The organism is Saccharothrix sp. BKS2 (genome assembly GCF_047689505.1).
GTDB lineage: Bacteria > Actinomycetota > Actinomycetes > Mycobacteriales > Pseudonocardiaceae > Actinosynnema > Actinosynnema lopnurensis.
In genome coordinates this window covers 461909-479703 of record NZ_JAUQOL010000004.1, presented here as the reverse complement: position 1 = coordinate 479703, position 17795 = coordinate 461909, and the positions used below count along the sequence as shown (strand labels likewise).

Genomic DNA, 17795 nt, shown 5'->3' with positions numbered 1-17795 from the left:
CGGCGTTGTCCTTTCGAACCGGTGGGGGGTCAGACCGGGAGGGCCAGGAACAGCAGGGCGGCGAGCGCGCCGCCGATCAGCGGCCCGACCACCGGCACCCAGGCGTAGCCCCACTCGGCGCTGCCCTTGTCGCGGATGGGCAGGATCGCGTAGGCGATGCGGGGACCGAGGTCGCGCGCGGGGTTGATGGCGTACCCGGTGGGGCCGCCCAGCGAGTTGCCGATGCCGATGACGACGAACGCCACGCCCGCGTAGCCGAGGGCCGAGTTGCCGAGCTGCGGCACCCCGTCCGCGGCCTCCTTGGCGGCCGGGCTCAGCAGCACCCAGGCGACCAGCACGAACGTGCCGATGACCTCGGTGACGACGTTCCAGCCGGCCCGCGGCACGGTCGGGCCGGTGCAGAAGATGCCCCGCGTGCCGGCGGGGTCGTCGTGCGCGTCGAACTGGAGTTTGTAGGCCAGCCAGGCGAGCACGGCGCCGAGGAAGGCGCCGACCAGCTGACCGGCGAAGTAGGCGGGCACCTGGTTCCACGGGGTCTTGTCCGCGATCGCCAGGCCCAGGGTCACCGCCGGGTTGAGGTGCGCGCCGCTGGGCGCGGCGATGCTGGCGCCCGCGAACACCGCGAAGCCCCAGCCGAGGTTGATCAGGAGCCACCCGCCCGCGTTGCCGAGCGTGTCCTTCAACACGACGTTGGCGACCACGCCGGCGCCCATCAGGATCAGGACCGCGGTGCCGAGGGTCTCCCACACGAAGATCGATCCACTGCTCACCAGCCGACCTCCTGGCCTTGTCAGGAGGCAGCACTGTCCGGGTCCGGCGGCGCTGCCCACCCCACAACGTCCGGTTGACGCTAGTTCCGGGTCGATCAGTTGTCCACGGGTGGCGTACCAGCGGGTAACGTGGTCGAGTCGGTCCTGGTGTTACCGGGTACTCCTGGTCGGACCTGGTGTGCCGTCGACAACTGGGAGGCGTTCGTGGTTTCGCCCACTACGGGTCGGCTGGGGCCCGAAGACCGCTCCGGGGCCTGGGAGCGGCTGGCCGCGGAGACGTTCGACCTGGTGATCATCGGTGGCGGCGTGGTGGGCGTCGGCGCGGCCCTGGACGCCGCGACGCGCGGCCTGCGGGTGGCCCTGGTGGAGGCGCGCGACCTGGCCTCGGGCACGTCGTCGCGCTCGTCGAAGCTCTTCCACGGCGGGCTGCGCTACCTGGAGCAGCTGGAGTTCGGGCTGGTCCGCGAGGCCCTGCGGGAACGCGAGCTGATGTTGACCCGGATCGCACCCCACCTGGTCAAACCGGTGCCGTTCCTGTACCCGCTGGCGCACCGGCTGTGGGAGCGCCCGTACACGGCGGCCGGCCTGCTCATGTACGACACGATGGGCGGGGCGCGGTCCGTGCCGGGGCAGAAGCACCTGACCCGGGCCGGCGCGCTGCGGCTCGTGCCCGCGCTGAAGCCGGACGCCCTGGTCGGCGGCATCCGCTACTACGACGCGCAGGCCGACGACGCGCGGCACACCATGATGGTCGGCCGGACGGCGGCCCACTACGGGGCGGTCGTGCGGACGTCGACGCAGGTCGTCGGCTTCCTGCGGGAGGCGGACCGCGTGTCGGGCGTGCGGGTGCGCGACGTGGAGGACGGGCGCGAGGTCGACGTGCAGGCCCACGCGGTGATCAACGCGACCGGCGTGTGGACCGACGAGCTCCAGCGGCTGTCCGGTTCGCGCGGCCGGTTCCGGGTGCGGGCGTCCAAGGGCGTGCACATCGTGGTGCCGAGGGACCGGATCGTGGCGGAGGCCGGGCTGATCCTGCGCACGGAGAAGTCCGTGCTGTTCGTGATCCCCTGGCGCAACCACTGGATCGTGGGCACCACCGACACGGACTGGAACCTGGACCTGGCCCACCCGGCGGCCACGCACGCGGACATCGACTACATCCTCACGAACGTCAACTCGGTGCTGGCCACCCCGCTGACGCACGAGGACATCGAAGGCGTGTACGCGGGCCTGCGCCCGCTGCTGGCCGGGGAGAGCGAGTCGACCTCGAAGCTGTCCAGGGAACACGCCGTGGCCCGCGTGGCACCGGGCCTGGTCGCGATCGCCGGCGGCAAGTACACGACGTACCGCGTGATGGGCGCGGACGCCGTGGACGCCGCAGGAGTCGACCTGCCGGGCCGCCTCCAACCGTCCATCACCGACAAGGTCCCCCTGGTGGGCGCGGACGGTTACCACGCGTTGGTGAACCAGGCAGACCAACTCGCCACCAGGTACGGATTGCACCCCTACCGAGTGAGGCACCTGCTGGACCGCTACGGATCACTGGTGCACGAGGTCCTGGGATCAGCAGACCCGGACCTCCTCAAACCCGTACCGGCCGCCCCCGACTACCTCCAGGTCGAGGTCGTCTACGCCGCGTCGCACGAGGGTGCCCTGCACCTGGAGGACGTGCTGACCCGCCGAACCCGCATCTCGATCGAATACCCCCACCGGGGCACCGAGTGCGCCGAACCGGTAGCCCGCCTGATGGCCGGGGTCCTCGGCTGGGACGAGGAGCGGATAACCCACGAGGTAGCCGTCTACACGGCCCGGGTCGAGGCGGAACGGGCATCGCAGGCCGAACCGGACGACCACGCGGCGGACGCCGTGCGAGCAGCGGCCCCCGAGGTACGACCCGAACTCACGGAACCGGTGAGCTGACACCCACCACAGGGCACGCGGCCTCCGAACGCGCCCTGAAAACGTCCTGAACGCTGAACTCACCGGTCCTGAACGTACGACACGCGAGGTCTGAACGTACGACTCGCGCGAGCTGAACGTAGAACTCACCCGTCCTGAGTGTTCGACACGGTGGTCCCGAGTGTTCGACTCGCGCGAGTCTTCGTGGGTGAGGCGCCGACGAGACCGGTTGCACGACGAGACCGGGGCGTGCAGTTGAACACTGTGGGGTGCTCGTGGTCTCCCGTATGGCCTGGGCGCAGCCCTACCGCGCTTGTCCAGGGGGTGTCGCACGCCCTTCGCGACACCCCCTGGACAAGGGTGGTTGCCTCAGGCAGGCCATACGGGAGACCACGAGCCGAGCCCCTCCCCCGGAGGCCTGCCCAGCGGCGAGCGACAGCCCGTGAACACCCCGATTACGCCAAAGACGCCAGAGCGGCGTGGACCATCACGCGCACCCCCACCATCAACGCCCGCTCGTCCAGGTCGAACGTCGGCTGGTGCAGGTCCCGCTGCTTCCCCACCCCGTCCCACACACCGAGCCGCGCGAACGACCCCGGCACGTGCTCCAGGTACCACCCGAAGTCCTCGCCACCGGACGACTGCTCCGTCCCCGCCAGCGCGTCCTCGCCCAGCGCCGCCTCGATCCCGGCCCGCAGCAGCACCGTGCTCTCGCGGTCGTTGACCACCGGGGGCACCCCCCGCCGGTGGTGCAGGTCGAAGCCGACCCCGGTGGGCGCCAGCAGCGCACCCACCAACTCCTTGATCAACGGCTCCAGCTCGGCCCAGATGTCCCGGTCACCGGTCCGCAGGGTCCCGCGCAGCACGCCGTCCTGGGGCACCGCGTTGGGCGCCTCCCCCGCGTGCACCGCGCCCCACACGAGCACCGTCCCCGACCTCGGGTCCACGCGCCGCGACAGCAGGCCCGGCAGGCCGGTGATGACCGTGCCCAGCGCGTGCACCAGGTCGGCCGTCAGGTGTGGCCGGGAGGTGTGGCCGCCCGGCGAGGTCAGGCGCAGCTCCAGCATGTCCGAGGCGGACGTGATGGCCCCGATCCTGGTGCCGAGCCGGCCGACCTCCAGGCGCGGGTCGCAGTGCAGGCCGAAGATGCGCTCCACGCCGTCCAGGCCGCCCGCCGCGAGCACGTCCAGCGCACCGCCGGGCATGACCTCCTCGGCGGGCTGGAACACCAGCCGCACCCGGCCGGGCAGCTCGGTCGCCGACGCCAGGGCCAGCGCCGCGCCCAGCAGCACCGCGGTGTGTGCGTCGTGGCCGCAGGCGTGCGACGCACCCTCCACCGTGGACGCGTGGGGCAGGCCGGTGTGCTCCGTCAGCGGCAGCGCGTCGATGTCCGCGCGCAGCGCCACGCACCGCGGTCCACTGCCGACGTCGCAGATCAGACCGGTGCCACCGGGCATGATGCGTGGCTTGAGACCCACCGAGCGGAGGATCTGCTCGATCATCGCGGTGGTGTTGTGCTCCTTGCGCGACAGCTCGGGGTGCGCGTGGATGTGCCGGCGCCAGGCGACGACCTCTCCGGCGTTGGCCGCCAGCCAGTCGTCCAGCCACGAGGGGCCGCGCCCCTCCCCGGGATCATCCACAGGGGCAATGCTGACCCCCCGTTCGGTCAACAGCACGTCGGCACCCTCTTCCGGAAGACGCGAATCAAGGACCGTCATGCGGCGCCCGCCAGGAGACGTGCGCGCTGCTCGGGATCGAGCGCGGTAAAGATTGTCGTCCAGGCGAGGGCAAGGGCCCCGTCGAGCACCGCCCGGTCGGCCGAAGCCGAGGCGCAGGCGTTCGCGAACTCGATTTGGTGGTTCACCGCGTCTCCGCAGTCGATGGCGATGGTCGGGTGGATGGCCGGCAGCGCACGGGTGACGTTGCCCATGTCGGTGCTGCCGATCTTCTCCTTGAGCTCCTCCTCGGGGCTCAACGGACGACGCCCCAGCTCGACGGCGGCACGCCGGTAGGCGCCCGCGAGCCAGGGGTCGGGGGTCAGCTCGGCGTACACCGGGGAGACCTTGACGACCTCGTGGGTGCAGCCGGTGGCCAGCGCGCCGGCCTCGAAGCAGCGGTTCATCCGCTCCTCCAGCCGGCGCAGGGAGTCCAGGTCGTCGGCCCTCAGGTCGAACATCGCCGAGGTGCGGGCCGGGATCACGTTGGGCACGGCACCACCCCTGGTGACGATGCCGCTGACCATCTGGCCCGGTTCCAGCTGCTGGCGGGCCAGGCCGATGGCGACCTGGGCGACGGTGATCGCGTCCGCCGCGTTCACGCCCAGGTGGGGCGCCGCGGCGGCGTGCGAGGGCTTGCCGGTGTAGTGGACCTCGACGTCGGTGATGGCCAGCGAGCGCGCGGCCACCGCCTCGTACGGGGCGGGGTGCACCATCATCGAGAACGCCACGTCGTCGAACACGCCGCGTTCGAGCATCAGCACCTTGCCGCCGCCGACCTCCTCGGCGGGCGTGCCGATCACCTTGACGGTGAGCCCCAGGTCATCGGCCAGGTCGCGCAGCGCGAGGGCCGCGCCGGTGGACGCGGCGGCGATGACGTTGTGCCCGCACGCGTGGCCGACCTCGGGCAGCGCGTCGTACTCCGCGCACAGGCCGAGCACCAGCTCGCCGGAGCCGAACGAGGCGGTGAACGCCGTGTCCAGGTCCGCCACCCCGCGCTCGACCTCGAAGCCCTCGGCGGCGAGCAGGTCGGCCACCTTGGCCGCGCTGCGGTGCTCGGCGAACGCCTGCTCCGGCTCTGAGTGGATGCTGCGCGAGAGCGCGATCAGCGCATCCGAGTACCGCTCGATGGCCGAGCGCGTGCTCATCTTGAAGTCGGTACCCATTTCGCGTCCATCCTGCATCACGGCCCGGTAGGCGCGACGCCCCTCACGTTGATCAACCGGCAACCGGTCGCACGGGTGCGCCGAGCGGTGCGCGGAGTTCGGTCAGACCGATCAAGCCCGATCGAGTCTGCCCGTGCTCCGACGGGGTGAGGACGGATTCCGGCGGACGGAGGAGACTCCGTCACGTTTCAGGACTTGCGCCCCGCCCTCCACTTGGTCCAGCGCTTCTTGTTCCGCCAGTAGACGAGGCCGAACAGCAGCAGCGCGATACCTCCGAGCCACAACTTCTTGCGCGTCTCGGGGTTCGCCGGGGCGGGTTCCTGGGGGGCGTTGATGTCCGGACCCGGCCCGACCGTGCTCCCGGGCTGGAGGGTCTCGTTGCCGGGCGCGGGCGCGTCCGTCGGCTGCGCGGCGTACCCCGCCGGCGAGGACGGCACCGAGGCCGCTGTGCCCGACACGGTGAGAGCGCCGGCGAGCACGAGCAGGCACACCGCGAGCACAGAACGCCACATGGTCACCTAGCCTAGTCACCGCTTCTCCCGGTTACCACTGTCAGTGGTCAGCCAAACCGGTGAGCACTCACGTCGCGTGTGCGCCGGCGGTACCGGTGATCCCGTTGAACGCGGCCAGGATCTGCTCGGCGGCCAGCGTCGCGGTCAGTTCGCCGTCCCGCACCTGCCGCTCGACCTCGGGCACCAGGGCGCGCACCGCGGGCGCCGAGCGCAGCCCGGTCAGCAGCAGGTCGTTGACCATCGCCCAGGTCCACTCGACCTGCTGGCGCCGCCGCCGCCCGTCCCGCTCGCCCGCCGCCTCCAGGGCCTCGCGGTGCTTGACGACCTGCTCCCACACGACGTCCAGCCCGGCCCCGGTCAGCCCGCTGCACGTCAGCACGGGCGGGTGCCAGACCGCGTCCGCCGGGCGCAGCAGCCGCAGCGCGCCGGCCAGCTCGCGGGCGGCCTTGCGGGCGTCCAGCTCGTGCGGCCCGTCGGCCTTGTTGACCGCGATGACGTCGGCCAGCTCCAGCACGCCCTTCTTGATGCCCTGGAGCTGGTCGCCGGTGCGCGCCAGGGTCAGGAACAGCGAGCAGTCGGTCATGTTCGCCACCGCGACCTCGGACTGCCCCACGCCGACGGTCTCGACCAGCACCACGTCGTGGCCCGCGGCCTCGACCAGCACGATCGTCTCGCGGGTGGCCCTGGCCACGCCGCCGAGCGTGCCGGAGGTCGGCGACGGCCTGATGAACGCCGCCGGGTCCACCGCCAGCCGCGCCATCCGGGTCTTGTCGCCCAGGATCGAGCCGCCGGTGCGGGTGGACGACGGGTCGACGGCCAGCACCGCCACCCGGTGGCCGGCCGCGGTCAGCATCGAGCCGAACGCGTCGATGAAGGTGGACTTGCCCACGCCGGGCACGCCGGTGATGCCGACGCGGTGCGCGCCGCCCGACCGGGGCAGCAGCTCGACCAGCAGCTCCTGCGCGGCGGCCCGGTGGTCCGGGCGGGTGGACTCGACCAGGGTGATCGCCCGCGCCAGGGTGCCGCGGTCCCCGGCGAGCACGCCCTCGGCGTACGCGCCGACGTCGACCGGCCTAGCCATGCGCCGGCTGCCCCGGCGCTTCCCGCCCGTCCCGCGCACCGGACCCGGCCCGCGAACCCGGCCCGTCCTCGGCCGACCCGCGATCCACCGACTCGTGCCCCACCGACTCCTGACCCACCGACCCGCCGACCAGCTCGTGCCCCAGCTCCGCGGCGAGCTTCCGCAGCAGGTCACCGGCCGCGTCCGCGATCACCGTCCCGGGCGGGAAGATCGCCGCCGCGCCGGCCTCGCGCAGCGCGTCGAAGTCCTGGGGCGGGATCACACCGCCGACCACGATCATGATGTCCTCGCGGCCCGCCCCGGCCAGCGCGGCGCGCAGCGCGGGCACCAGCGTGAGGTGCCCGGCGGCCAGCGACGACACCCCGACGATGTGCACGTCGGCCTCCACGGCCTGGCGGGCGACCTCGTCCGGGGTCTGGAACAGCGGGCCGACGTCCACGTCGAAGCCCAGGTCCGCGAACGCGGTCGCGATCACCTTCTGACCGCGGTCGTGCCCGTCCTGGCCCATCTTGGCGACCAGGATGCGCGGCCGGCGGCCCTCCTCCTCGGCGAACCGCTCGACGAGCTCGCGGGTCTCGTCCACGTTGGACACAGCGCCGGCCTCCTGCCGGTAGACGCCGGTGATGGTGCGGATCTGCGCGGAGTGCCGACCCCACACCCGGCCCAGCGCCTCGGAGATCTCGCCGACGGTCGCCTTGGCGCGGGCGGCCTCGACGGCCAGCTCCAGCAGGTTCCCCCCGCCCCCGGCCGCGCCGGTCAGCGCGTGCAGCGCGCGGTCCACGGCGGACTGGTCGCGTTCGGACCTCAGCCGCTCCAGCTTCGCCAGCTGCTGGGCCCGCACGCCCGCGTTGTCGACCTTGAGCACGTCGATCCGCTCGTCGACCGCGACCTGGTACTTGTTCACGCCGATCACCGGCTGCCGCCCGGAGTCGATGCGCGCCTGCGTGCGCGCGGCGGCCTCCTCGATGCGCAGCTTCGGGATGCCCTCGTCGATGGCGCGCGCCATGCCGCCCGCCGACTCGACCTCGGTGATGTGCGCCCACGCGCGGCGCGCCAGGTCGTGGGTGAGCCGCTCCACGAACGCGCTGCCGCCCCACGGGTCGATCACCCGGGTGGTGCCGGACTCCTGCTGGAGCAGCAGCTGGGTGTTGCGGGCGATGCGCGCGGAGAAGTCCGTGGGCAGCGCCAGCGCCTCGTCCAGCGCGTTGGTGTGCAGCGACTGGGTGTGCCCCTGGGTCGCGGCCATCGCCTCCACGCACGTGCGGGCCACGTTGTTGAACACGTCCTGCGCGGTCAGCGACCAGCCGGAGGTCTGGCAGTGCGTGCGCAGCGACAGCGACTTCGGGTTGCTCGCACCGAAGCCCTTGACCAGCTTCGCCCACAGCAGCCGGGCCGCGCGCATCTTCGCGACCTCCATGAAGAAGTTCATGCCGATCGCCCAGAAGAACGACAGGCGCGGCGCGAACGCGTCCACGTCCAGGCCCGCGTCCCGGCCCGCGCGCAGGTACTCGACGCCGTCGGCCAGCGTGTACGCCAGCTCCAGGTCGGCCGTCGCGCCCGCCTCCTGCATGTGGTAGCCGGAGATCGAGATGGAGTTGAACTTCGGCATCCGCCGCGAGGTGAACGCGAAGATGTCGGAGATGATCCGCATGGACGGCTGCGGCGGGTAGATGTAGGTGTTGCGGACCATGAACTCCTTGAGGATGTCGTTCTGGATGGTCCCCGCGAGCTGCTCCGGCTTCACCCCCTGCTCCTCGGCCGCGACCACGTAGAGCGCCAGGACCGGCAGCACCGCGCCGTTCATGGTCATCGACACGCTCATCCGGTCCAGCGGGATGCCGTCGAACAGCCGGCGCATGTCGTAGATCGAGTCGATCGCCACGCCCGCCATGCCGACGTCGCCCGCCACGCGCGGGTGGTCCGAGTCGTAGCCGCGGTGCGTGGCCAGGTCGAACGCCACCGACAGGCCCTTCTGGCCCGCGGCCAGGTTGCGCCGGTAGAAGGCGTTGGACTCCTCGGCGGTGGAGAACCCGGCGTACTGCCGGATGGTCCACGGCTGGTTGACGTACATGGTCGGGTACGGGCCCCGGAGGAACGGCGCGGCGCCCGGGTAGGTGCCCAGGAAGTCCAGGCCCTCGGTGTCCGCGTCGGTGTAGACGGGCTTGACCCCGATGCCCTCCGGCGTCTCCCGCACCAGCGCGTCCGCGCCCTTGCCGGTCGCCTCCTGGAGCGCGGCGTGCCACTGGTCCGCGCCGGCCGGGGTGGGCTCGCCCAGCTCGACCTCGGCGAAGTTCGGGATCATCGCGGCACCCCCAGGAAGTCGAACGCGCGCTCCAGGACGTCCAGGGCGCGGCAGCCGGCGAACACGTGCTCGTCGACCTCCGCCGTCGAGTCCCGGCCCGCGAGCAGGACGCGTTCCGCGCCGGCCTCGCGGAGGGCCCGCGCGACGGGCGCGGCCAGCTCGGCGTAGCTCTTGTCGCTGCCGCACAGGCAGGCGATGCGGGCGCCACTCGCGCGGAACCGCTCCACCACCTCGTCGACGGTGCCCGTGGGGCCCGCGTCGGTCGTCTCGATGCCGCCCGCCCGGAACAGGTTCGCGGCGAAGGAGGCGCGCGCGGTGTGCGCGGCGACCGGGCCGAGCGTGGCCAGGAAGACCCGGGGCCGCTCGGGGCTCGCGTCGGCGGCGTCGCGCAGCGCCTCGTACGCCTGCGCGTACCGCACGCGCGGCAGGCCGCCGCCGGGCTCCTCGGGCGCCGGCGGCCGCACCACCGGCCGCTCGTCCACGTCGGGGAACTCGCTGACGCCGGTGATGGCGTCGGTGCGGTCGGCCAGGTTGGCGCGGCGCTTCTCCCAGGTGGTCGCGATCCGGTCCGCGACCAGGCCGAACGCCGCCGGCAGCCCGCCCGCGGCCTCGATCTCCCGGAACCAGGACCACGCGGCGCGGGCCAGTTCGTCGGTGAGGTTCTCCACGTACCAGGAGCCGCCCGCCGGGTCGATCACACCCGCCAGCCTCGACTCCTCCAGCAGCAGCGACTGGGTGTTGCGGGCGATGCGGCGGGAGAAGTCGTCGGACAGGCCGATGGCGGCGTCGAACGGCAGCACGGTCACCGCGTCCGCGCCGCCCAGGCCCGCGCCGAAGCAGGCCACGGTGGTGCGCAGCATGTTCACCCACGGGTCGCGGCGGGTCATCATCGCGGGCGAGGTGACCGCGTGCTGGAGCTGCGGCGCGGGCTCGCCGACGACCTCGGTGACCCGCGCCCACAGGCGCCGGGCGGCGCGGAACTTGGCGATGGTGAGGAACTGGTCGGCGGTGGCCGCGTAGCGGAACTCCAGGAGCCGCACGGCCTCGGCGGCGCTCAGCCCGGCCCCGGTCAGCTGCCGCAGGTAGGCCACGCCGGCGGCCAGCGAGGCGCCCAGCTCCTCGGCGTCGCTGCCGCCCGCCTCGTGGAACGGCAGCCCGTCCACCACGACCAGGCGCAGGTCGGGGAACGCCCGCGCCTTCGGCAGCAGGTCCGCGAGGGCCCCGAAGTCGGCGGGCTGCCCGGTGCGGGCCTGCACGCCCAGCGGGTCCGCGCCGACGTTGCCCCGCACCTCGCTCGGCAGCACCGGCCGCTGGTCCCACAGGCGCAGCACGGCGCGCCCGGCGGCGAGGAAGTCCGCGCCCGCGTCGACCACCACGGGCGCGAGGTCCAGGTAGACGTCGGCCAGCAGGTCGTCGTAGGAGGCCGGGTCCAGGCCCTTCAGCCACAGCGACGTGACGCCGTTCTCCAGGTCGGCCATGACCGCCTCGCGGTCCGCGACCCGGTGCTGCTGGCGCACGTCCCAGCCGTCCACCGCGCCCTGCGGCTGGCCAGCCCGGGTGAACGGGGCCAGGCCGGGGAACCCGGCGGACGGGGCGCGGTCGTCGGCGGTGTAGAGCGGCCGCACGTCGATGCCGTCGTAAGTGGTGGTGATGAGCGACCCGAAGTCCGCGCCCGACCTGTCCAGCACGCCCCGGACGAGGCCCAGCCACTGGTCGCGGTCGGTCGCGGGGAACTCCGCGGCCAGCGCCAACTCGCCTGACGGCTCCATCATGCTCCGCAGTGTTACTCAACAGTAGGATCACGGCTATGTGAGGTCCGCCGCCGTGAACGGTGCAGATGGCAGTCTTTCACGCTGATGGACGATGGTGCAGTGGAGAGCGCGGGCGGCGGGGGTATCTCAGGGGTTACCCCAGAAGAAATGACCGGGGGCGGTTTGGCAACCCCTGGTGACGCCTCAGGGGGTGGTGGCCGCCCGGGTGACGGCCGGCCCGGTGGTGGCCACCCCGGCGGCGGTCGCCTCATCGCGGGCCGCTACCGGCTCGAACACGTGCTGGGGCGCGGGTCGATGGGCACGGTGTGGGCGGCGCACGACGAGGTGCTGCGCCGGGACGTGGCGGTCAAAGAGATCCTGCTGCCGCCCGGCGCGCCCGACGGCGAGGCGACCGTGCTGCGCGAGCGCACCCTCCGGGAGGCGCGCTCGGCCGCGGCGCTGGCGCACCCGAACCTGGTCACGCTGCACGACGTGGCGCAGGTCGACGGCGACCCGTACGTGGTGATGGAGCTGGTGCCGTCCTCGTCGCTGGCCGAGGTCGTGCGGCAGCGCGGGCCGCTGACCGACGAGCAGGGCGCGGTGGTGGCGGACGCGGTGGCCGCGGCGCTGGAGGCGGCCCACCGGGCGGGCATCACGCACCGCGACGTCAAGCCGGGCAACGTCCTGGTCGCCGACGACGGGCGGGTGAAGCTGACCGACTTCGGCATCGCCCGCAACGTCGCCGAGGCCACCCTGACCAGCCGCGGGATCATGCTCGGCACGCCCGCGTTCATCGCGCCCGAGGTCGCGGCGGGCGAGGAGGTGTCCTCGGCCGCCGACCAGTGGTCGCTGGGCGCGACGCTGTTCACCGCGATGACCGGCAGCCGGCCGTACGAGGGCGCGAACGTGCTCCAGACGATCAACCAGGTCGTGCACGGCGAGGTCCCGTCGGCCTCGGTGTGCGGCGCGCTGGAGCCCGTCGTGGCGGGGCTGATGGTGCGCGACCCGGCGGCCCGGATGCCGCTGGCCGAGGTCCGCCGCCTGGTGCGGCCCCTGCTGCCCGAACCGGGCGTCGACGTGTTCCCCGCCGACGCGCCCAGCAGACCGGTGGTGAGGGTCGAGCGCCCGCCCCTGGTCGCCCCGGACACCCCGCTGGCCGCCGACCCTGGCCCGCTGCCGTTCCTGCGGACCGCCGCCGCCCCGTTACCGCCGGCGCCGGTCCCCCGGTGGCGCCGCGCGGCCGTCGCCCTGGCCGCGCTGGTGCTGTTCGCCGCCGCCGGCGTGGGCGGGTTCGCCCTGACCAGGACGGTCGCCGGCGCACCGCTCACCCCACCACCCGCGGCCCACGACGCCCCGCCGCTGCCGTCGCTGACCGGCACCCCGTCCCTGAACCCCACGACGGCCTCCGCCGCCACGGCGAACGGCGAGCAGGGGGCGGAGTTCACCATCTCGGTCGGGGCCGGGTGGACCGGCTTCCTGGAGCAGCGGGCCAACCGGGGGCTGGTGCCGAGCACGGTGGTGCACCTGGTCGACCCGACCGGGGCGTACGAGGTGGCGGTGCAGCGGTTCCCGGACTACCACCCGCGGCGCTCGGTCGAGGACTACGTGGAGATGGTGCGGTCGCGGTGGGACGGGGACCGGTACTTCGGGGAGGTCGTGGAGCCCGCCGAGGTGGGGGGTGGCTGGGAGGACGCGGTCCGGTACAGCTACCGGACGGCGGAGCGGGCGGCCGACGTGGACGGTGAGGGAGGCCCCGACCTGCGGCGGACGCGGTACTCGCTGGTGCTGCCGCAGGAGGCCGACCTGTGGGTGGTGGAGGTGGTGGTGCCCACGGAGCAGGAGGAGACGGGGCGGCAGCTGTTCGACACGATCGCGCCCACGTTCACGGTGGCGGGTTAGCGGTTCCGCGCCTCGCGGCCTTGTTCAGCAGGCCACGCTCCATCGCCTCCGGTCGAACGCCGCGCCGAACTGCTCCACCCACCCGGCTTCACCGACCGGGCCACCACCCAGACCGCGGACCTGCGGTCACGACACCCCGGGCGACCCCTCCGGGCGGCTATTAGGCTCCCCGCCGTGACCGCCATCAGTGAGAGCACCACCCCCGAGGCCCTGGCCACCGACGCCGCGCGGGCCCTGGCCGAGCGCACCGGGGTGGACAGGCACGACATCGCCGTGGTCCTCGGCTCGGGTTGGCGCCCGGCCGCCGACCTGATCGGGGAGCCCGCCGCCGAGGTGGCCGTGGCCGAGCTGCCCGGTTTCGAGGCGCCCACCGCGGTCGGGCACGGCGGCACGATCCGCTCAGTGCCCATCGGCGGCAAGAACGTGCTGGTCGTGCTCGGTCGCACGCACGGCTACGAGGGCAAGGGCGTGGCCAAGGTCGTGCACGCCGTGCGCACCGCCGCCGCGGCCGGGGTCGGGACCGTGGTGCTCACCAACGCCGCCGGCGGCCTGCGGCAGGGCATGGCGGTCGGCCAGCCCGTGCTGATCAGCGACCACCTCAACCTCACCGCGTCGTCGCCGCTGGTCGGCGCCCGCTTCGTGGACCTCACCGACCTGTACTCGCCGCGGCTGCGCGACCTGGCCCGGCAGATCGACCCGTCGCTGGAGGAGGGCGTCTACGCGGGCCTGCCCGGACCGCACTTCGAGACCCCTGCCGAGATCCGGATGCTGCGCACCCTGGGTGCCGACCTGGTCGGCATGTCGACCGTGCTGGAGGCCATCGCGGCCCGCGCCGAGGGCGTCGAGGTGTTCGGGTTGTCGCTGGTCACGAACCTGGCCGCGGGCATCACCGGCGAACCGCTCAACCACCAGGAGGTGCTGGAGGCGGGCCAGGCCGCGGCGAGCCGGATGGGTGAGCTGCTGCGCGAGCTGGTGACCCGCGCATGAGCCTGCCCCCGGCGCTGCGCGACGCGGCGTTCCGCTGGATCGCCGACGACCCCGACCCCGACACCCGGGCCGAGCTCCAGGGCGTGCTGGCCAGGGCCATGGCCGGCGACGCGGCGGCCACCGAGGACCTGGCCGACCGGATGGCCGGGCCGCTGGCCTTCGGCACCGCCGGGCTGCGCGGTCCCGTGCGGGCCGGGCCCAACGGCATGAACCGGGCCGTGGTCACCCGCACCACGGCCGGGCTCGCCGCGTGGCTCAAGGCGAACGACCGGGTCGGCACGGTGTTCGTCGGCCGGGACGCGCGGCACGGGTCGGAGGCGTTCGCGGCGGCGGCGGCCGGGGTGCTGGCCGCCGAGGGGTTCACCGTGCGGGTGCTCCCCGGACCGCTGCCGACGCCGGTGCTGGCGTTCCTGGTGCGCACGCGGAACGCGGTCGCCGGGGTGCAGATCACCGCCTCGCACAACCCGCCCGCGGACAACGGCTACAAGCTGTACCTGGAGGGCGGCGGGCAGATCGTGCCGCCCGCCGACCGGGAGATCGAGGCGGCGATCCGGGCGGTGCCCGCGGCCGTGTCGGTGCCGCTGTCCGATGAGCACGAGACCGTGCCCGACGCGGAGGTCGACGCCTACCTGGAGCGGGTCGCGTCGCTGCCGCGCGGTGTGGCGCGGGACCTGCGGGTCGTGCTGACCCCCATGCACGGCGTGGGCGGCGCGACGGCCGTGGAGGCGTTGCGGCGGGCCGGGTTCACCGACGTGCGGGTGGTGCGGGAGCAGGCCGTGCCGGACCCGGACTTCCCGACCGTGGCGTTCCCGAACCCGGAGGAGCCGGGCGCGGCGGACCGGCTGCTGGAGCTGGCCGCGGCGGCGGACGCGGACCTGGCGATCGCGCTGGACCCGGACGCCGACCGGTGCGCGCTGGGCGTGCGCGGGCGCGACGGGTCGTGGCGGATGCTGCGCGGCGACGAGACGGGCGTGCTGCTGGGCTCGCTGGTGCTGTCCACCTCGGACGCCCCGGACCCGCTGGTCGCCACCACGATCGTGTCGTCGTCGCTGCTCAGGTCGATCGCGGCGGCGCACGGCGCCCGGTACGCGGAGACGCTGACCGGGTTCAAGTGGCTGGTGCGCGCCGGCGAGGGGCTGGTGTTCGCCTACGAGGAGGCGCTGGGCACCTGCGTCGACCCCGGGTACGTCAACGACAAGGACGGCATCTCGGCGGCCGTGGTGGCGTGCGACCTGGCGGCGGGGCTGAAGGCGGCCGGCCGCGACCTGCTCGACGCGCTGGACCAGCTGGCCGTGGACCACGGCCTGCACCTGACCGACCAGGTGTCGCTTAGGTTCACCGACCTGAGCCGGATCGGGGAGCTGATGGCGCGGCTGCGGACCGAACCGCCCGCCGGCTTCGCGTTCGAGGACCTGCTGCCGGAAGCCGACGTCGTGCGGCTGACCGGGCCGGGGGTGCGGGTGGTCGTGCGGCCGTCCGGCACCGAGCCGAAGCTGAAGGCGTACCTGGAGGTCGTCGAACCGGTGTCCGGCGACCTGTCCGCGGCCCGCTCACGAGCCGCGGACAGGCTGGCCGAACTCCGCGCTCAGGTCTCCGGGCTGCTCGCCCTCACACCGCGATAGCGAGCAGCAGGCACAACACGGCGACGACGAGCGCACCGCCCGCCACCATGTACGGCCGCTTGGTCGGCGGGCTCACCGGGTTGCGGCGGTGCTCGGTGAACGCGGCCACCGAGATGCGGCCCGAGATGTAGCTGACCGAGCACAGCGCCACGCCGGTGGCCAGGATCATCGTGTTGACGTCCCACGGGCTGTGGTCGACCTCCGGCCACAGCGAGATGAAGACGAGCGGCAGACCGATGAGGCCGACGCTGATACCTACCCCCGCGCCCCAGGTGATCCGCCGGTTCCGGTCCATGGTGGCGATGCTGCGAGTGTCCATGACTCCCTCCTGGTCACCATTAAAGACGCGTGGGGGGTCGGTCGGTTCCCCGGGGCCCGACTATTGATCTTGGGGTTGGGGTCGGGGGTGCGACTCGCGCGGTGCGCGGTGCTGCTGACCGGCGGGTTTGCCGGGCGGAGTGCGCCGGGGGCGGAATTGCTCGGGTCGGTTTGCCGGCGTCGGGTTTGCCGGCGTCGGGTTTGCGGTGAGGCCGGGATGTCGGCAGGCTCGCGTGACGTGCCCCGCCTGCTGATCGTGCACCACACGCCGTCGCCCGCCACCCACGAGCTGTTCGAGGCGGTGCTGGAGGGCGCGTCGGACCCCGACCTCGCGGAGGTCGAGGTGGTGCGCCGCCCGGCGCTGGGCGCGACAGCCTCCGACGTGCTGGAGGCCGACGGCTACCTGCTCGGCACGCCCGCCAACATCGGGTACATCAGCGGCGCGCTCAAGCACTTCTTCGACACCGTCTACTACCCGTGCCTGGACGCCACGCGCGGGCGGCCGTTCGGCGCGTACGTGCACGGCAACCAGGGCGCCGAGGGCGCGGTGAAGGCGATCCGCGACATCACCGCCGGCCTGCGGTGGCGCCCGGTCGCCGACACCCTCGTGCTCACCGGGGCTCCCGACGCCGCCGCGGTGCTGCGGTGCCGGGAGCTGGGCGCCACGGTCGCCGCCACGCTCCTGTGACGCGGCCCGCCGAACCCGCCGCGCCCTACCGGCCGATCAACCGCATCGTGTCGGCGTTGTAGCGGGTGCCGGCGACCGCGTCCGCGGGCACGGCCGCGGCGATGCGCTCCACCTGCTCCCCGGTCAACCGGATGTCCGCCGCGGCGGCGTTCTCCTCCAGGTACTTCACCCGCTTGGTGCCCGGGATCGGCACCGCGCCCTGGTGGTGCACCCAGGCGAGCGCGATCTGGCCGGCCGTCACGTCGTGCTCCCGGGCCACCTCGCGCAGGGACTCCACGAGGGCGAGGTTGCGGGCCAGGTTCTCCTCGCTGAACCGCGGCATGTGGGTGCGGCGCACGTCGCCGGGCGCGAAGTCGTCCGGCGAGGTGTAGCGACCGGTCAGGAAGCCGCGCCCCAGCGGGGAGTAGGCGACGACGCCGATACCCAGCTCCCGGCAGGTCGGCGCGACCTCGGCCTCGATGTCCCGCGACCACAGCGACCACTCGGTCTGCACCGCCGCGATCGGGTGCACGGCGTGGGCCCGGCGGATCGTGGCCGCGCCCGCCTCGGACAGGCCGATGTGCCGGACCTTGCCCTCCCGGACCAGCTCGGCCATCGCGCCCACGGTCTCCTCGATCGGCACGTTCGGGTCGACGCGGTGCTGGTAGTACAGGTCGATGTGGTCGGTGCCCAGCCGGCGCAGCGACGCCTCGGCCGCCTGCCGGACGTACTCCGGGTCGCCCCGCAGGCCCCACTCGCTGCCCGGTTCGCGGACCACGGCGAACTTCGTGGCGAGCACGACCTCGTCCCGGCGGCCCGCGAGGGCCCGGCCGATCAGCTCCTCGTTGGTGAACGGGCCGTACATGTCGGCGGTGTCGAGGAAGGTCACGCCCAGGTCCAGGGCGCGGTGGAGGGTGGCGGTCGACCCGGCCTCGTCGCCGGGGCCGTAGAACTCGCTCATCCCCATGCAGCCCAGGCCCTGGGCGCTGACCTCCAGCGAGCCCAAACGACGTTTCTCCACGGTGTCGGTCCTCCCCTTTCGCGCGAGCCTCGCGAGCCCCACTGTGCAGGGCTCGCGAGGTGCGGCCAACGTCGTCGGTGCTACT

13 protein-coding genes and 1 pseudogene are annotated in these 17795 nt (G+C 73.5%); 5 read left to right on the top strand and 9 right to left on the bottom strand.

What is annotated here, in order from left to right; genetic code table 11:
* Nucleotides 1–29: 29 nt before the first annotated feature.
* On the bottom strand, nucleotides 30–770 hold the full coding sequence (locus tag Q5530_RS10775; protein ID WP_415362012.1) for an MIP/aquaporin family protein: 741 nt from the start codon (nucleotides 768–770) through the stop codon (nucleotides 30–32).
* Nucleotides 771–974: 204 nt separating this feature from the next.
* Between Q5530_RS10775 and Q5530_RS10770 the strand changes: the two genes are divergently transcribed.
* Nucleotides 975–2690 (top strand): glycerol-3-phosphate dehydrogenase/oxidase, encoded by a 1716-nt coding sequence (locus Q5530_RS10770; protein WP_415362011.1) that lies wholly within the window; start codon nucleotides 975–977, stop codon nucleotides 2688–2690.
* Nucleotides 2691–3124: 434 nt separating this feature from the next.
* Here the strand turns inward: Q5530_RS10770 and Q5530_RS10765 are convergent, their stop codons facing one another.
* The 6 genes and pseudogenes from Q5530_RS10765 to Q5530_RS10740 all read right to left on the bottom strand — a co-directional run bounded on the left by Q5530_RS10765 (nucleotide 3125) and on the right by Q5530_RS10740 (nucleotide 11217).
* A complete protein-coding gene (locus Q5530_RS10765) occupies nucleotides 3125–4387 on the bottom strand; it encodes an amidohydrolase (protein ID WP_415362010.1) in 1263 nt (420 codons plus the stop codon).
* Nucleotides 4384–5550 carry a M20 family metallopeptidase gene (locus tag Q5530_RS10760; RefSeq protein WP_415362009.1) on the bottom strand — a complete coding sequence of 389 codons (1167 nt, stop codon included), beginning with the start codon at nucleotides 5548–5550 and terminating at the stop codon, nucleotides 4384–4386. Before Q5530_RS10760 ends, Q5530_RS10765 begins: the two co-directional genes overlap by 4 nt.
* Before the next feature lie 188 nt (nucleotides 5551–5738).
* Complete coding sequence (locus tag Q5530_RS10755) at nucleotides 5739–6062, bottom strand: hypothetical protein (protein ID WP_380634726.1); 324 nt, start codon at nucleotides 6060–6062, stop codon at nucleotides 5739–5741.
* A gap of 67 nt (nucleotides 6063–6129) precedes the next feature.
* Nucleotides 6130–7143, bottom strand: a complete 1014-nt coding sequence (gene meaB, locus Q5530_RS10750) for a methylmalonyl Co-A mutase-associated GTPase MeaB (protein ID WP_415362008.1) — start codon at nucleotides 7141–7143, stop codon at nucleotides 6130–6132.
* A 145-nt stretch (nucleotides 7144–7288) separates the two neighbouring features.
* Nucleotides 7289–9445, bottom strand: a pseudogene (scpA, locus tag Q5530_RS10745) (methylmalonyl-CoA mutase); the annotation flags it as partial.
* Nucleotides 9442–11217: a methylmalonyl-CoA mutase family protein gene (locus Q5530_RS10740; protein ID WP_415362007.1), complete on the bottom strand. Its 1776-nt coding sequence runs from the start codon at nucleotides 11215–11217 to the stop codon at nucleotides 9442–9444. The gene Q5530_RS10740 and the pseudogene scpA, both read right to left, overlap by 4 nt.
* A 147-nt stretch (nucleotides 11218–11364) precedes the next feature.
* On the opposite strand from Q5530_RS10740, the gene Q5530_RS10735 reads away from it, so the two are divergent.
* From Q5530_RS10735 to Q5530_RS10725, 3 genes are all read left to right on the top strand, one after another.
* Nucleotides 11365–13095: a serine/threonine-protein kinase gene (locus tag Q5530_RS10735; protein ID WP_415362006.1), complete on the top strand. Its 1731-nt coding sequence runs from the start codon at nucleotides 11365–11367 to the stop codon at nucleotides 13093–13095.
* A 174-nt stretch (nucleotides 13096–13269) separates the two neighbouring features.
* Entirely contained in the window at nucleotides 13270–14082 is an 813-nt protein-coding gene (locus Q5530_RS10730) for a purine-nucleoside phosphorylase (protein WP_415362005.1), read from the top strand.
* On the top strand, nucleotides 14079–15704 hold the full coding sequence (locus tag Q5530_RS10725; RefSeq protein WP_415362004.1) for a phospho-sugar mutase: 1626 nt from the start codon (nucleotides 14079–14081) through the stop codon (nucleotides 15702–15704). Before Q5530_RS10730 ends, Q5530_RS10725 begins: the two co-directional genes overlap by 4 nt.
* Here the strand turns inward: Q5530_RS10725 and Q5530_RS10720 are convergent.
* The gene (locus Q5530_RS10720; RefSeq protein ID WP_415362003.1) at nucleotides 15691–16023 is read right to left on the bottom strand and encodes a hypothetical protein; all 333 of its coding nucleotides are present in this window, start codon (nucleotides 16021–16023) and stop codon (nucleotides 15691–15693) included. The two genes, Q5530_RS10725 and Q5530_RS10720, sit on opposite strands and share 14 nt — an antisense overlap.
* 237 nt (nucleotides 16024–16260) lie before the next feature.
* On the opposite strand from Q5530_RS10720, the gene Q5530_RS10715 reads away from it, so the two are divergent.
* Nucleotides 16261–16710 carry a flavodoxin family protein gene (locus Q5530_RS10715; protein WP_415362002.1) on the top strand — a complete coding sequence of 150 codons (450 nt, stop codon included), beginning with the start codon at nucleotides 16261–16263 and terminating at the stop codon, nucleotides 16708–16710.
* 25 nt (nucleotides 16711–16735) lie between these two features.
* Here Q5530_RS10715 and Q5530_RS10710 read toward each other — a convergent pair whose 3' ends face one another.
* On the bottom strand, nucleotides 16736–17656 hold the full coding sequence (locus Q5530_RS10710) for an aldo/keto reductase (RefSeq protein ID WP_415362090.1): 921 nt from the start codon (nucleotides 17654–17656) through the stop codon (nucleotides 16736–16738).
* Nucleotides 17657–17795: the final 139 nt, after the last annotated feature.

Coding starts and splice junctions, on each gene's coding strand:
- meaB (WP_415362008.1), bottom strand. CDS start 7,143: ATGGCTAGGCCGGTCGACGTCGGCGCGTACGCCGAGGGCGTGCTCGCC.
- Q5530_RS10720 (WP_415362003.1), bottom strand. CDS start 16,023: ATGGACACTCGCAGCATCGCCACCATGGACCGGAACCGGCGGATCACC.
- Q5530_RS10755 (WP_380634726.1), bottom strand. CDS start 6,062: ATGTGGCGTTCTGTGCTCGCGGTGTGCCTGCTCGTGCTCGCCGGCGCT.
- Q5530_RS10710 (WP_415362090.1), bottom strand. CDS start 17,656: ATGGGGATGAGCGAGTTCTACGGCCCCGGCGACGAGGCCGGGTCGACC.
- Q5530_RS10765 (WP_415362010.1), bottom strand. CDS start 4,387: ATGACGGTCCTTGATTCGCGTCTTCCGGAAGAGGGTGCCGACGTGCTG.
- Q5530_RS10735 (WP_415362006.1), top strand. CDS start 11,365: ATGACCGGGGGCGGTTTGGCAACCCCTGGTGACGCCTCAGGGGGTGGT.
- Q5530_RS10760 (WP_415362009.1), bottom strand. CDS start 5,550: ATGGGTACCGACTTCAAGATGAGCACGCGCTCGGCCATCGAGCGGTAC.
- Q5530_RS10725 (WP_415362004.1), top strand. CDS start 14,079: ATGAGCCTGCCCCCGGCGCTGCGCGACGCGGCGTTCCGCTGGATCGCC.
- Q5530_RS10740 (WP_415362007.1), bottom strand. CDS start 11,217: ATGATGGAGCCGTCAGGCGAGTTGGCGCTGGCCGCGGAGTTCCCCGCG.